Raw genomic sequence first — 13,652 nt, forward strand, 5'->3', positions numbered from 1 at the left:
GTTCAATCGCAGGAGTCACGGAGTACTGGATCGCCCGGCCCCGTCTCCGCCAAGGGCTTCGCCGGGCACCTCAGTATTGGGCCGGCGAAGCGTCAGCGAAGACGGCAAGCCCAGCGATACAGCGCGTGTGGGACGACCTTTCCAGCCCTACTTCTCCTTCACCGGCACCGTGTAATTCAGGATCAGCCGGCCGCCATCCGGATAGATCGTCTGCCCGGTGATGTAGGAGGCATCGTCACTGGCCAGGAACGCCACGACCGAGGCGACCTCGCTCGGCTCGCCGCCGCGCCCGGCCGGCGTGCGCGATAGCACGGTCTTGCGCGCATCCTCGGACGTATAAATCGCCGAAGCCACCATGTCGGTCAGGATCGTGCCGGGCCCGACCGCGACGACGCGGATGTTGTGCGGGGCGAGCGCGACGGCGGCGACCGAGGTCAGCTGCTTCATGCCGCCCTTGGAGATGGCGTAGGTCGCGAGCGTCGGAATCGCCAGCAGCGCGTTCACCGAGGACATGTTGATGATGACCCCGCCGCCGCCCTGCGCGATCATCTGCTTCGCCGCCGCCTGCACGCCGAAGAACGCGCCTTTCAGATTGATGGCGATGACGTCGTCGAAATCCTGCTCGGAGATATCGAGAATGTCCTGATTGCGGGCCACGCCGGCATTGTTGACCATGATGTCGAGCCGGCCGAATTCCTTGGCAGCAATTGCGACAAGATGATTCACGTCCGCGCGCGCGGCGACATTGGCGGCCACGGTGCGCAAGGCATCCGGCCGTCCGAGCTCGGCCGCCGTGGCGGCCAAGGCCTCGGCATCGACATCCGAGATGACGACCTTGACGCCGTCGTCCAGGAATCTCTTCGCGCAAGCCTTGCCGATGCCGCGCGCCGCGCCGGTGATGGCGGCGACCTTGCCGGATAGCTTCATGGGTTCACTCCAGGACTTGTGACGATCTCACGGACGCGTTCACGCAAAGATGCGCGGGCGCAGTCCGGCATGAAACCAGGTGATCATGGAATAGATGTCATAGACCGGCAACCCGACCTCGGCCTGGAGCGCTGCGGCGTAAGGCGGCATGTTGGTGCATTCGAGCACGATGGCGCCGACGTCCGGATTCTCCGCGATGAGCTGCTTGCCAGCTTCGACCACGTCGCGCTCGGCTTGCGCCACGTCCATGTCGTCCTTCTCGGCCTTGATCAGGACGCGAAAAAACTCCTTGCCGTTTTCGGTGCCGACCAGCGGCGTATCGAGCGGCACGCCGGCACCTTCGAGATGGGCGGGCGAGAGCGTCGAGCCCGACACCGTGACGAGGCCGACGCGCTTGCCGGGCGGCAAGGTCGCCTGCACCCACGGCACCTGCATCAGCGACGAGGTCGCAACCGGCACGCCGACGGCGGCCGCGATTTCCTTCTGGAACAACGAGAGGAAGCCGCAATTGGTGGTGATGGCTTCGGCCCCGAGCCGCACCAGGTCTTTCGCGGCATCGATGAAATCGGGCAGCAGGCCGGCTGCGCCCTTCAGCACCACCTTCTCCGGCGAAGCGCCACTCACCACGCGATAAAGCACGGGGAACGGCCAGGTCGTGCCGTTGCCCATGTCGCCGGGGATGCGCGGAAAGCGCGCTTCCAGCATCAAAATACCGAGCGGCGCGCCATAGATGGCCTTGCCGCCACGGGCAATGCGGGAGGACGAATTGGCTGGAGGAGTCATGGTGCGATCTCAGAGGAAACGATCGGGTGCGAACGGCGCCAGCGGAATCTCAGGCTGCTTGCCGCTGAGGAGCTGCGCGACCAGACGGCCGGTACGCGCCGAGCCGACCAGGCCGATGTGGCCATGGCCGAAGGCATAGACGATATCGCGTGAGGCCCGCGCATGGCCGATGCAGGGCCGTCCATCCGGCATGCTCGGACGATGACCGAGCCAGGTCTTGATGCGCGAGGCTGGCATGTCCTTCGGCAGCTTGGGGAACATGCTGATGAGGTGGTTGCGCAGGATTTCGGCTCGCTTCCAGTTTGGCGCGGCTTCGAGGCCGGCGATCTCGACCGTGCCGGCAGCGCGCAGGCCCCTGTCGGTCCAGTTCACCACCATCTTGGCATCGGACGCCATCATCGAGCTGCGCGGCCCCGATTCCGGGTTCTCGATCATGACGTGATAGCCGCGTTCGGTCTCGAGCGGCAGCGGATCGCCGAGGGACGCAGTAAGTTGCTTCGAGCGGGCGCCCGCCGCCACCACTGCGGCATCGCACGCGATCTCGCCGGTCTCGGTGACGACGGCGACGAGCTTGTCGCCGGAGAGTTTTAGCCCTGTCGCCTTGGCGCGCACGTGCTTCGCACCGCTGGCGAGCGCGTGATTGGCGAGCGCTGCGACATAGGCGCCGGGATTGCGGCAGCGGCCGGCCTCCTCCACCACCACGCCAAAGGTATAGCGCGGATGCAGGTCCGGCTCGCGCTGGCGCATCTCGTCCGCGTTAAGCTCGAGCCATTCGACACCGACGCGCTTGCGCAGGCGCCAGCCGAGATCGCTATCGAAGTTGCCGCGCGACGGGAACACGTGCATCACGCCGTTGCGCTCGATCAGTTCAGGCACGCCCGCCTCCTCCGCGAGCTTTTTGTGCAGCAGCGGTGCGTCCTTCAGCAGGTCGCGCAGCGCAAAGGCGGTCTTCTCGACCCGCGTCTCGGTCCAGCCCGAGAGCAGATACTTGATCAGCCAGGGCAGCGCTTTCGGCAGATAAGACCAGCGGATCGCGAGCGGGCCGAGCGGATCCATCAGATAACCCGGTACCTTCTTCCAGACGCCCGGCTCGGCCGGCGGGATCACCGAATGCGAGGACAGCCAGCCGGCATTGCCATAGCTTGCCGCCTGCTCGCCACCGGGCTGGCCCGGATCGATCAGCGTGACGCGATGGCCCTCGCGCAGCGCCTCGATGGCGCTGATCACGCCGATCGCGCCGGCACCGATGATGGCGACGTGGCGGCCGGTCGCCATCGCCTAAGCCTTCGCCGCCGGCACAAAGTCCTTGCCGACCGAGATCGCGCGCGGATCGATGATGCAGTGGAGGATCGACGGCTTGCCCGAGGCGAGCGCGCGCTCGAACGCCGGTGCGAACTGCTCCGTGCGCTCGACGCGCTCGCCATGGCCGCCGAACGCTTTCGCGTACATCGCGAAATCAGGGTTCTTGAGCTGGGTGCCGACGACGCGGCCGGGATAATCCCGCTCCTGGTGCATGCGGATGGTGCCGTATTGCGAATTGTCGACGATGATGACGATCAGCGGTGCGTCATACTGCACGGCGGTGGCGAACTCCTGGCCGTTCATCAGGAAGCAGCCGTCGCCGGCAAAGGCGACGACGACGCGGTCGGGATATTGCCGTTTTGCCAGCACGCCCGCCGGCACACCATAGCCCATCGAGCCCGAGGTCGGCGCGAGCTGCGCGGCAAAGCTGTGGAAGCGGTGATGGCGATGAATCCAGCCGGCATAATTGCCGGCGCCGTTGCAGATGATCGCGTCCTTGGGCAGGCGGTCGCGCAGCCAGGTCATGATCTGGCCGTACTGGAACGTGCCCGGCAGCTCGCGCGCCTCCTCGGTCCAGGCGAGATAATCGGCATGCGCCTTCGCCGCTTCGCCCTTCCAGGCCAACGTCCCGGCGGGCTTCAGCGTCTCGACGGCCGCCGCGAACGCAGCGGGTGTCGCCTGGATCGCCAGCGCCGGCTGATAGACGCGGCCGAGCTCTTCGGAGCCCGGATGCACGTGGATCAGCTTCTGCTGCGGGGTCGGAATGCCGAGCAGCGTGTAGGACGAGGACGGCATCTCCGACATGCGGCCGCCGATGAGCAGAATGACGTCGGCCCCCTCGATGCGCGCCTTCAGGCCCGGGCTCGGCCCGATGCCGAGATCGCCGGCGTAATGCGAATGGTCGGCATCGATCAGCGAAGCCCGGCGGAACGAGGTCGCCACCGGCAGGTCGAAGCGCTCGGCAAAGCGGGCGACGCTCTTGGTCGCCTCATCCGTCCAGCGCGAGCCGCCGAGAATGACCATCGGCGCCTTGGCGCCGGCGAGCATGTCGCCGAGCTTCTCGATATCGGCAGGGGCCGGCCAGCTCACCGCCGGCTCGATGCGCATGGCGTCGGCAACCGCCGCGGTCTCGGTCAGCATGTTCTCCGGGAGCGCGATCACGACGGGACCAGGGCGGCCCTGCATGGCGACACGGAAGGCGCGCGCGACCAGCTCCGGAATGCGGTCGGGGCGATCGATCTCGACGGCCCATTTCGCTATGGTGCCGAACACGGCCTTGTAGTCCAGCTCCTGGAACGCCTCGCGCTCGCGCATGCCGGTATCGACCTGGCCGACGAACAGGATCATCGGCGTCGAATCCTGCATCGCGATGTGGACGCCGTGGCTGGCATTGGTCGCGCCGGGCCCGCGCGTGACGAAGCAGATTCCGGGGCGGCCGGTGAGCTTACCGTAGGCCTCCGCCATCATCGCAGCGCCGCCTTCGGCGCGGCAGATCACGACATCGATCGGGCTGTCGTGCAGCGCATCGAGGGCCGCCAGATAGCTCTCACCCGGCACGCAGGTGACGCGCTCGACGCCCTGGGCGACGAGCTGATCGATCAGGATCTGGCCCCCGGTGCGGGTGTTGCGAATGGTCATGACGGCTCCCTCAAGGCTTCGGCGATGCACTCTATTCGGGAACTGGGGTAGGACAGGCCGCGAAAGCGCGCAAGATCGAAAGGCTTCTCGCCGCCTGCGCAGCCGTCATGCCGGTCCCTGCCGTTTGCACTTCAGCCCCGTGCGACGGCCACCCCTGGAGTGGACCCGCAGATGATCAAGGGCTTCGCGATCGTCGTGATGGCGAGCTTAGAGGTCTTCCACTACGATCCGGTCAAATTGACTCGCCTGGAGCACCGGAATGCAAACCATCGGCCTGATCGGGGGCATGAGCTGGGAGAGCACTGCGTTCTATTACAGGCTCATCAACGAGCGGGTCCGCGACCGCGTGGGCAAGCTGCATTCGGCGCCGCTGCTGCTGTATTCCTACGATTTTCAGGAGATCAAGGAGATGCAGTATGCCGGCCGCTGGCGGGAGGCGGCGACGAGCCTGTCCGAGATCGCGCGGCGCCTCGAAAGCGCCGGCGCCCGGGCGATCGTGCTGTGCACGAACACGATGCACAAACTGGCGCCCGAGATCATGGCGAGCGTCACCGTGCCGTTCATTCACATCGGCGATGCGACGGCGGAGCGGATCCGGGCGAAGGGATACCGGCGGGTCGGACTGCTCGGCACCAGGTTCACGATGGAGGAAGACTTCTACATCGACCGATTGCGCGCGCACGATCTCGATGCCATGATTCCTCCCGCGGACGAGCGCGCCGAGGTGAACCGCATCATCTACGACGAGCTGTGCCTCGGGACTGTCGCTGCACCCTCGCGCCGTTGCTATCAAGGGGCAATGGCGGCGCTCGTCGAGCGCGGCGCGGAGTGCATCATCCTCGGCTGCACCGAGATCACGATGCTGGTCGGCCCTGACGATACCTCGGTCGAGACGTTCGACACGACCGCCATTCACGCCGAGACGGCCGCCGACTTCGCGATCGGGTGAATCTGTATCAAGTCCCGGCGACGGCAGCACGCCACCAGGCAGGCGGTGCTGGGGTGAAGCCCCTCTCTCCACGTCATTGCGAGCCATCGGGCCGCGCTTCGCGCGGACCCGTTGGCTCGCAATGACGGTGTGGATAAACGCCTCGCTAACGGATGAGAAGCGAGCCTCTACCGATGCTGGATCGCCCTGATCGCGCCACGGAGCTCGGCGAGGCCGCGCAGGCGGCCGATGGCGGTGTAGCCGGGATTGGTGCGCTTGGTGGCGGCGAGATCGTCGAGCATGCGGTGGCCATGGTCGGGACGGAAAACAATCCTCTTGTCCGGCGAGCGCCGCGCATTCTCCTTGAGCAGCGCCTTGAGCACTGCGATCATGTCGACGTCGCCGTCGAGGTGATCGGATTCGTAGAAGGAGAGACCATCAGCCTCGCGCTTTGTTGCGCGCAGATGGGCAAAGGCGATGCGAGGGCCAAAGCGCTCCGCCATCGCAGGCAGATCGTTCTCGGCGCGCACGCCGAGCGATCCAGTGCACAGGCAGATGCCGTTGGCCTTGGACGGCACGGCGTCGAACAGCGCCTGGTAGTCCTCGGCCGTCGAGGCAACGCGCGGCAGGCCGAACAGCGGGCGCGGCGGATCATCCGGATGCAGCGTCAGCGATACACCGAGTTGCTCGGCGACCGGCGCGACACGGCCCAGGAATTCGGCAAGATGCCGCCGCAGGATCTTCGGCGTGATGTCGCGATACGTCTCGAGCCGATCGCGGAATTGCGGGATGGTCATCGGCTCGGTGGTCGAGCCCGGCAGCGCGCTGGCAATGACCATCACGAGATAGTCGATGTCGGCCTGGCTCATCTTGTCCAACAGCTGTTTCGCGCGGGCCTGCTGCTCCGGCGAATACTCCTGAAGCGCAGCAGGACGCTTGAGGATATGCAGCTCGAAGGCGGCAAAGCGGTCCTGGTCGAAGCGCATGGCGCGGGCGCCGTTCGGCAGCTCCCATTCCAGATCGGTGCGGCACCAGTCGACGACAGGCATGAAATTGTAGCAGATGATCTTGATGCCCGAAGCGGCCACCGCTTCGAGACTCGCGATCCACGCCTCGATCGACTTCGTCGCCTTAGCCCCGAGTCGCTTGACGTCGTCGGGGATCGGAATTGATTCCACCACTGACCAGGTCAGTTGCGAGCGGCCGGGCTGCCCGTTCTCAACGAAATTCTTGCGCTCCTCGACCGCCTTGCGCGTCCAGGCCTCGCCGATCGGCACCTGATGCAGCGCCGAGACAATGTCCGTCGCGCCGGCCTGCCTGACATCGTCGAGCGAGACTGGATCGTCCGGCCCGTACCAGCGCCATCCTTCCAGCATCATGCGTTGTCTCCGATCAATTCGCGGTCAGCACGACCTTGACGCTCTGCGAGCGGTCGAGCGCCAGCCTGAGCGCATCGGGCGCGGTCGACAGCGGCCGCTCCGCGGTGACCAGCGACAGCACGTCGACGCTGCCGTCCGCGATCAGTTCCACCGCCGTCATGAACTCCAAGCCAAAGCGGAACGAGCCGCGCAGGTCGATCTCCTTCGCCATCACTGCGTTCGACGGCGTCAGGATCTGCCCGCCCGGCAGATTACCGATCTGCACCACGACACCGCCGCGCCTGACGATGCCGATCGCGCTGGAAAGGCCGGCGGCCGTGCCCGAGACCTCGAAGGCGACATCATAGGGACGCGATGCGGCGTGCGCCTTCAGACCCTCTTCGCCGCCCGAAACGTTCTCGACATGCGAGGCGCCGAGCCGGGTCGCGAAGGCCAGCGGCGCCGGCGCAATGTCGGCCACCGTGACATCAGTCATACCGGCGCGACGCGCGGCCAGCATGGTCAGCAGCCCGATCGGGCCGGCGCCGAAGATGATGCCGCGCTTGCCCTCGATGTTGCCAGCGCGCGCGACCGCGTGCAGGCAGACCGCGAGCGGTTCGGCCAGCGCCGCGGCCTGATAGGAGACGTGGTCCGGTATCTTCACGCACTGCGCGGGAATCGCGTCGAAATAATTGGCGAAGCCGCCCTGCATGTGCGGCGTCTTCGAGGCCGAGCCCATGAAGTAGATGTTCTCGCAGAGATTCGGCCGCCCCTCGCGGCAGGCGACGCAATGGCCGCACCAGCGCGACGGGTTGACGGCGATGCGGTCGCCGATCTTCAGGTTCGCCGCGGCGCCGGCGATCTCCACGACCTCGCCGGAGATCTCGTGACCGAGCACCAGCGGCGACTTCACGACGAAATCGCCGGTGCGTGCGTGGCGGAAATAGTGCATGTCCGAGCCGCAGATGCCGCCGGCGCCGAACCGGACGCGCACCATGCCGTCGCTGAGCTTGTCGAGCGGATGCTCGATCATGCGCAGGTCTTCGGGCCCGAATAGGGTTGCGGCAAGAGCAGTGGAAGTCATTTGGAAAGTCCCATGTATTTTGGCAGCCAGAGGGTCAGTTCGGGAATGTAGGTGATCGCGATCAGCGCGAGCATCAGCGGCACCAGCCACGGCAGGATCGCCACCGTCGTACGCTCGACCGAGAGTTTTGCCACGCGGGCGAGCACGAACAGCACCATGCCGAGCGGCGGGTGCAGCAGTCCGATCATCAGGTTCAGCGTCATGATCAAGCCGAAATGGATGGGATCGATGCCGAGCTTGAGCACGATCGGCAGCAGGATCGGCACCAAAATGGTGATCGCCGCCGTGGTGTCGATGAAGCAACCGACGAACAGGATCAGGACGTTGGCGAGCGCCAGGAACACCCATTTGTTGTGGGTGATGCTGAGCATCCAGTCCGACAACATCTGCGCCGCCTGCGACACCGTCAGCAGCCAGGCGAAGATCGAGGCTGCCGTGACGATGAACAGCACCGAGGCCGTGGTCTCGATAGTGTCGAAGGTCGCCTTGGCGACGGTCTGGAACGTCATCGTGCGATAGCGCACGAGGCCGAGGAACAGCGACCAGATCACCGCGGCGACGGCGGCTTCCGTGGGCGTGAACCAGCCGAGGGTCATGCCGCCGATCAGGATCACCGGCGCCATCAGCGCCATCACCGCGGAGAAGTCGAAATACCAGTCGATCACCAGCAGCGTGCCGAGACCGATCACTACCGCCATGTTGGTCGACATGCCGGCGAGCGTCATCAGCCAGATCGCAAGCGGGAACGACAGCACGATGACGATCTCAAGCCCGGCCGAGCCGAGCTGCGGCCAGGAGAACGGCGTATCGCTGCCCCATTTGTTCTTGTGCGCGAAGTAGGTGACGGTGGCCATCATGAACAGGGTCAGGACGACGCCGGGAATGACGCCGCCGAGGAACAGCGCGCCGATCGAGACGTTCGCCATCATGCCGTAGATCACGAAGGGCAGCGACGGCGGGATGATGGGTCCGAGCGTCGCCGAGGCCGCGGTGACGCCGACCGAAAACTCGGTGGAGTAGCCGTGGTCCTTCATCGCCTTGATCTCGATGGTGCCGAGACCGGCGGCATCGGCTATCGCGGTGCCTGACATCCCGGAGAAGATCACCGAGCCGATGATGTTGACGTGGCCGAGGCCGCCGCGCATCCAGCCAACGAGCGCAACGGCGAATTTGTAGATGCGCCCCGTAACGCCGGCGATGTTCATGAGGTTGCCGGCCAGAATGAAGAACGGCACGGCGAGCAGCGGAAAGCTCTCGACGCCGGCGATCATGCGCTGCGCCAGCGTGACGTCGGGCGTCACGCCGCTGACCAGGATGTAGAGCAGCGACGACGCGGCCATGGCAATCGCCACGGGAACGCCGAGCAGCATCAGGATGAGAAAGCCTCCGAGCAACAGCAGCATGGTCCTATCCTTCCGATCCGTCGTAGGCACCGGGACGTTCGAGGACCGAGTAGCCTTGCCGCCAGTTCTGCATTGCCACCTGCACCGAGCGTGCGAACATCAGCACGAAGCCGAGCAGCACGGCATAATATACGTAGTCCTTGGGAAGATTGATCGTGGTCATCTGCTCGTCGCCGATGATCTGGATATAGACCCAGACCAGCTTGATGGCGTAGCCGAAGAAGACGATCCGGATCAGGTCGATCACCGTCGACAGCGCGCGCGCCACGGGTTGCGGCAGATAGCGGTAGACGAGATCGACCTGGATGTGGCGCGACAGCCGCACGCACATCGAGGAGCCGATGAAGACCACGCCGATCAGGCAGTAGGTCGCGATCTCTTCGGTCCAGGCGTAGCTGTCGTTGAGCACGTAACGGGTGAAGAACTGGAGGAAGACGGCAAGCGCCATCACCCAGAAGATCGCGAGCGCCAGCCAGTCCTCGAGCGCGTAGATGCCGAGATCGACCTTCGGCGTCGCCTCTTCCTCGAAGGTATGGGCGATCTCGTCCGCGGTGATCTGCCGGTGGATTTCGGCGGTCGACATGGGTTGCTCCTCAATGGACCTCAACGTCGTTCCGGGGCGACGCGTCAGCGTCGAACCCGGAACCTCGAGATTCCGGGTTCTCGCTTCGCGAGCCCCGGAATGACAGCCACTGCTATTTGACTTGCTGGATCTTTTCCCAGTCGGCCTTGCGGTAACCAAAAGTCTCGAACGCAACGTTCTTCAGCACGGTGTCGCGGAACTCGTTCTTGTCGACTTCGGTCACGCTCAAGCCTTTCTCCTTGAAGAAGGCGACCAGCTTGGCCTCGTTCTGCTTGATCTCCTCGGTGGCCCTGGCGGCCGCTTCCTGCGCGACATCGGTGAAGATCTTCTTGTCGTCGTCGCTGAGCTTCTTCCACAGCGCGCCCGCAATCACGGTGTTGAGGTGGTCGACGATGTGGCCGGTCAGCACGATGTGCTTCTGCACCTCGTAGAACTTCTTGGCCTCGATTGTGGTCAGCGGATTCTCCTGCGCCTCGACGGTGCCGTTCTGGAGCGCGAGATAGACTTCTGCGAACGCGATCGGCGCGGTGTTGGCGCCGCAGGCGCGCGGCATTGCGAGATAGGCCGGCACGTCGGGCACGCGCATCTTCAGGCCTTTCATGTCGGCGCAGGTCCTGATCGGCTTGTTCGACGAGGTCTGGCGCACGCCGTAATAGGTCACCGCGACGATGTGGTGGCCGCTCTTGTCCTCGTAGCCCTTGGCGAGCTCCTTGAAGATGTCGCTCTTGGTATAGGCGAGAAGATGGTCGGCGTTGCGGAAAGTATAGGGATAGTAGGTCACGCCGATCGGCGGGAAGCTCTTGGCCGCGAAGCTGGAGCCGGAGATGATGATGTCGACCGAACCGAGCGCGAGCCCCTGGTTGATGTCGGCTTCCTTGCCGAGCTGGGAGGCCGGATAGACCTCGATCTGATAGCGGCCATTGGTGCGCTTGCCGATCTCCTGCGCGGCCCAGACCGATGCGGTGTGGAACGGCTCCGAGGTCTCGTAGACATGGGCCCATTTGAGCTTGGTCTGCGCCATGCCTGCATTGGTCGCAGCCAGCAGCGCGGCGGCGGAGAGCGCCGCGGCAATCGTCATCTTCTTCAACATCGACTTTTCCTCCATCGTTCAAGTCTGCTTCTTGTTCGCCCGCCCCAAAGCGGAAGCGAGCCGCCCAATCTCATCGCCGCCGTGCGCTGCTGCTCGCAGCCCGCTTCTTCGGCGCATGTTTCGGTTTTGACGGTTTTGCCCCGGCTCGCTCCGTGCGGCTGGGTCCGGACGAGGATCCCACCGCGTTCTCGGCACCAAAATTCTGCGCGAAGCGTTCCTGGGAGCGCGCCAGATGATTGCGCATGGCATCGCGCGCGGCCTGCGGATCATGCGCCGCGATTGCATCGCGCACCGCGCGATGTTCGTCGAGCGCCGTGCGCCACGTGCCCGGACTCTCGAAATAATGCGCAAGCTGAGCGAAATAGGGATTGAGGCGCTGGTCGAACAGCTCGCCGACCACGCGCACCAGAACGGCATTGCCGAGGCTCCCGGCGATCGCGATGTGAAACGCGCGATCATGGACCATCGAGGCTTCGCCGGGATGCTCGACATTCTCCATCGCGACAAGGGACGCATCGATGCGGGCGATGTCGTCCTTGGTCGCCACGCGCGCGGCCTCTTCGGCGACGGCGCTTTCCAGGAATTCGCGGGCGCGCAGCAGCTCAAACGGGCCCTCGATGACGGATGCGGGTGCTGGTGCCGCAACGGCGGCGGGCTCGATCACGTAGATGCCGGACCCGACCCGGATGCGGAGGCGGCCTTCGACCTCGAGCGCGATCAAAGCTTCGCGCACCGTCGGCCGCGATACCTTGAGCTGCTCGGCGAGCTCGCGCTCGGTCGGCAAGCGGCTACCGACGGCGTACTCGCCGCTGTCGATCAGGCTTCGCAATTGATCGGCGACCTGGCGATAGAGTCGTCTCGCCTCCACAGCTTCCAGCGGCACGCTGGTCCTCCCGAACGGGTCGCGAGGCACCTCGTGCACCCGCGACCGGCCAATTTTGGAAAATTGGTCTTACCAATTGACCGGAGCATTGACCGAAGACAGGCGCCATGTCAAGCAGCGGCAAAGCAAAGGGGAGACGTCCATGCGCCTTCGTTCAACGCGCCTTGGCCGCACCAATCTCGAGCGGCTGTCTCCCGGCATCCGCCGCCCGGCCTATGACCGTTCGCGCGTCACGCCGGGCGTCGTGCATCTGGGCTTGGGAGCGTTTCACCGTGCACACCAGGCCGTCGTCATCGACGACTGCCTTGCCGCCGGCAGCGCGTCCTGGGGGATCGTCGGCGCGAGCCTGCGCAGCCCGGACACGCGCGACGCCCTCGCCCCACAGGACCACCTGTACACCGTTGCCATACGATCGGCCGAAGGCACCGAGCACCGCGTCATCGGCGCGCTGCTCGACAGCGTCGTCGCTCGCGAGGATCCGGCACGGCTGGTCGGGCGGATGGTCGATCCCGCCATTCGCATCGTGTCCCTGACCGTCACCGAGAAGGGCTATTGCCACACGCCGCAAACCGGCGATCTCGACGAGCGGCATCCCGACATCGTGCACGATCTCAACAATGTCGACGCACCGCGCTCGGCTCCGGGCTTCATTGCGGCCGCGCTGGCGCGCCGGCGGGCGCAGGGTCTTCCACCGTTCACCGTGCTGTGCTGCGACAACCTCGCCGCCAACGGCCACACCGTGCAGCGGATCGTGACGCAGTTCGCCGCGCTGCGGTCGAATGAGCTCGGCAAGTGGATCGCGGATGCAGTCGCTTTCCCCTGCACGATGGTCGACCGCATCGTGCCGGAAACCACGGACGCCGACCGGGACTCGGTTTCATCCGCGCTGGGCCTTCACGACGCATGGCCCGTGATGACCGAGCCGTTCACGCAATGGGTGGTCGAGGACCGCTTCCCCGCGGGCCAGCCCGATCTCGCCGCCGCAGGGGTCGAGCTCGTCAGCGACGTCAAGCCGTTCGAGCTGATGAAGCTGCGGCTGCTCAACGCCAGCCATTCGGCGCTGGCCTATCTCGGCTATCTCTCAGGCTACGAGACCATCGCCGACACCATGCAGGACCCGCATTTCGCCCGTCTCGCCGCGCAGGTGATGGAAGAGGCCGCGGTGACGCTGACAATGCCTTCAGGCACGGACCTCGCCGCCTATCGCGCCTCGCTGCTCAAGCGCTTCGCAAATCCTGCACTTCACCACCGCACCTGGCAGATCGCGATGGACGGCTCGCAAAAGCTCCCACAGCGCCTGCTCGGCGCGATGCAGGATCGCCTGCGCAAGGATTTGCCGATCGCAACCCATGCGCTCGCGGTGGCCGGCTGGATGCGCTACGTCACCGGGCTCGACGAGCAGGGCCGCGCGATTGACGTGCGCGATCCGCTCGCCGGCGAATTCGCCGCACTGGCGCGCGAGGCAGGTCCCATCGCCGAGCGGCTCGCGCCCGCAATGCTCGGGGTCGCAAAGGTGTTCGGACCTCTTGGCGCAGAGCCGCGCCTGCGCGAGGCCGTGACTGCGGCGCTCGGCCGTCTCTATCAGGATGGCGCACGGCGAGCGGTGGCGGCGCACGTTTCGGCGTGACCACAAAGCGCAGCATCTTGAATGCTGCATCGCGGTCAAAGCCGAC

The 13,652-nt window shown here is 65.5% G+C and carries 12 protein-coding genes; 2 read left to right on the forward strand and 10 right to left on the reverse strand.

Annotation, left to right across the window (positions count from 1 at the left end; genetic code table 11):
* Positions 1 to 147 precede the first annotated feature (147 nt).
* The 4 genes from IVB01_RS26795 to IVB01_RS26810 are packed head-to-tail and all read right to left on the reverse strand — an operon-like array spanning position 148 to position 4,650.
* Complete coding sequence (locus tag IVB01_RS26795) at positions 148 to 927, reverse strand: SDR family oxidoreductase (protein WP_247278312.1); 780 nt, start codon at positions 925 to 927, stop codon at positions 148 to 150.
* Between the two features lie 39 nt (positions 928 to 966).
* Positions 967 to 1,710 (reverse strand): aspartate/glutamate racemase family protein, encoded by a 744-nt coding sequence (locus IVB01_RS26800; protein ID WP_247278311.1) that lies wholly within the window; start codon positions 1,708 to 1,710, stop codon positions 967 to 969.
* A 9-nt stretch (positions 1,711 to 1,719) separates the two neighbouring features.
* A complete protein-coding gene (locus tag IVB01_RS26805) occupies positions 1,720 to 2,985 on the reverse strand; it encodes an FAD-dependent oxidoreductase (protein ID WP_247278310.1) in 1,266 nt (421 codons plus the stop codon).
* Between the two features lie 3 nt (positions 2,986 to 2,988).
* Positions 2,989 to 4,650 carry a thiamine pyrophosphate-binding protein gene (locus IVB01_RS26810; RefSeq protein ID WP_247278309.1) on the reverse strand — a complete coding sequence of 554 codons (1,662 nt, stop codon included), beginning with the start codon at positions 4,648 to 4,650 and terminating at the stop codon, positions 2,989 to 2,991.
* 259 nt (positions 4,651 to 4,909) lie between these two features.
* On the opposite strand from IVB01_RS26810, the gene IVB01_RS26815 reads away from it, so the two are divergent.
* A complete protein-coding gene (locus IVB01_RS26815) occupies positions 4,910 to 5,599 on the forward strand; it encodes an aspartate/glutamate racemase family protein (RefSeq protein WP_247278308.1) in 690 nt (229 codons plus the stop codon).
* 167 nt (positions 5,600 to 5,766) lie between these two features.
* Here the strand turns inward: IVB01_RS26815 and uxuA are convergent, their stop codons facing one another.
* From uxuA to IVB01_RS26845, 6 genes are all read right to left on the reverse strand, one after another.
* Positions 5,767 to 6,957, reverse strand: coding sequence for a mannonate dehydratase (gene uxuA, locus IVB01_RS26820; RefSeq protein WP_247278307.1), 1,191 nt, complete (start codon positions 6,955 to 6,957; stop codon positions 5,767 to 5,769).
* A 13-nt stretch (positions 6,958 to 6,970) separates the two neighbouring features.
* Positions 6,971 to 8,020: an L-idonate 5-dehydrogenase gene (locus tag IVB01_RS26825; RefSeq protein WP_247278306.1), complete on the reverse strand. Its 1,050-nt coding sequence runs from the start codon at positions 8,018 to 8,020 to the stop codon at positions 6,971 to 6,973.
* Positions 8,017 to 9,423, reverse strand: coding sequence for a TRAP transporter large permease (locus IVB01_RS26830; RefSeq protein ID WP_247278305.1), 1,407 nt, complete (start codon positions 9,421 to 9,423; stop codon positions 8,017 to 8,019). The genes IVB01_RS26825 and IVB01_RS26830 overlap by 4 nt, the downstream gene beginning before the upstream one ends.
* A 4-nt stretch (positions 9,424 to 9,427) precedes the next feature.
* On the reverse strand, positions 9,428 to 10,006 hold the full coding sequence (locus IVB01_RS26835) for a TRAP transporter small permease (protein ID WP_247278304.1): 579 nt from the start codon (positions 10,004 to 10,006) through the stop codon (positions 9,428 to 9,430).
* Positions 10,007 to 10,118: 112 nt separating this feature from the next.
* The gene (locus IVB01_RS26840; protein ID WP_247449794.1) at positions 10,119 to 11,096 is read right to left on the reverse strand and encodes a sialic acid TRAP transporter substrate-binding protein SiaP; all 978 of its coding nucleotides are present in this window, start codon (positions 11,094 to 11,096) and stop codon (positions 10,119 to 10,121) included.
* A gap of 70 nt (positions 11,097 to 11,166) precedes the next feature.
* Positions 11,167 to 11,979 carry a FadR/GntR family transcriptional regulator gene (locus tag IVB01_RS26845; protein ID WP_247449792.1) on the reverse strand — a complete coding sequence of 271 codons (813 nt, stop codon included), beginning with the start codon at positions 11,977 to 11,979 and terminating at the stop codon, positions 11,167 to 11,169.
* 142 nt (positions 11,980 to 12,121) lie between these two features.
* Between IVB01_RS26845 and IVB01_RS26850 the strand changes: the two genes are divergently transcribed.
* Positions 12,122 to 13,606 carry a mannitol dehydrogenase family protein gene (locus IVB01_RS26850; RefSeq protein ID WP_247278301.1) on the forward strand — a complete coding sequence of 495 codons (1,485 nt, stop codon included), beginning with the start codon at positions 12,122 to 12,124 and terminating at the stop codon, positions 13,604 to 13,606.
* The last annotated feature ends 46 nt before the right edge of the window (positions 13,607 to 13,652 follow it).

The organism is Bradyrhizobium sp. 164 (assembly GCF_023073715.1).
Lineage (GTDB): Bacteria > Pseudomonadota > Alphaproteobacteria > Rhizobiales > Xanthobacteraceae > Bradyrhizobium.

What these genes read in the sequence shown, in the direction of transcription:
- IVB01_RS26815 (WP_247278308.1), top strand. Translation starts at nt 4,910, where the DNA reads ATGCAAACCATCGGCCTGATCGGGGGCATGAGCTGGGAGAGCACTGCG.
- IVB01_RS26835 (WP_247278304.1), bottom strand. Translation starts at nt 10,006, where the DNA reads ATGTCGACCGCCGAAATCCACCGGCAGATCACCGCGGACGAGATCGCC.
- IVB01_RS26850 (WP_247278301.1), top strand. Translation starts at nt 12,122, where the DNA reads ATGCGCCTTCGTTCAACGCGCCTTGGCCGCACCAATCTCGAGCGGCTG.
- IVB01_RS26805 (WP_247278310.1), bottom strand. Translation starts at nt 2,985, where the DNA reads ATGGCGACCGGCCGCCACGTCGCCATCATCGGTGCCGGCGCGATCGGC.
- IVB01_RS26800 (WP_247278311.1), bottom strand. Translation starts at nt 1,710, where the DNA reads ATGACTCCTCCAGCCAATTCGTCCTCCCGCATTGCCCGTGGCGGCAAG.
- IVB01_RS26840 (WP_247449794.1), bottom strand. Translation starts at nt 11,096, where the DNA reads ATGTTGAAGAAGATGACGATTGCCGCGGCGCTCTCCGCCGCCGCGCTG.
- IVB01_RS26825 (WP_247278306.1), bottom strand. Translation starts at nt 8,020, where the DNA reads ATGACTTCCACTGCTCTTGCCGCAACCCTATTCGGGCCCGAAGACCTG.
- IVB01_RS26810 (WP_247278309.1), bottom strand. Translation starts at nt 4,650, where the DNA reads ATGACCATTCGCAACACCCGCACCGGGGGCCAGATCCTGATCGATCAG.
- IVB01_RS26795 (WP_247278312.1), bottom strand. Translation starts at nt 927, where the DNA reads ATGAAGCTATCCGGCAAGGTCGCCGCCATCACCGGCGCGGCGCGCGGC.
- uxuA (WP_247278307.1), bottom strand. Translation starts at nt 6,957, where the DNA reads ATGATGCTGGAAGGATGGCGCTGGTACGGGCCGGACGATCCAGTCTCG.
- IVB01_RS26830 (WP_247278305.1), bottom strand. Translation starts at nt 9,423, where the DNA reads ATGCTGCTGTTGCTCGGAGGCTTTCTCATCCTGATGCTGCTCGGCGTT.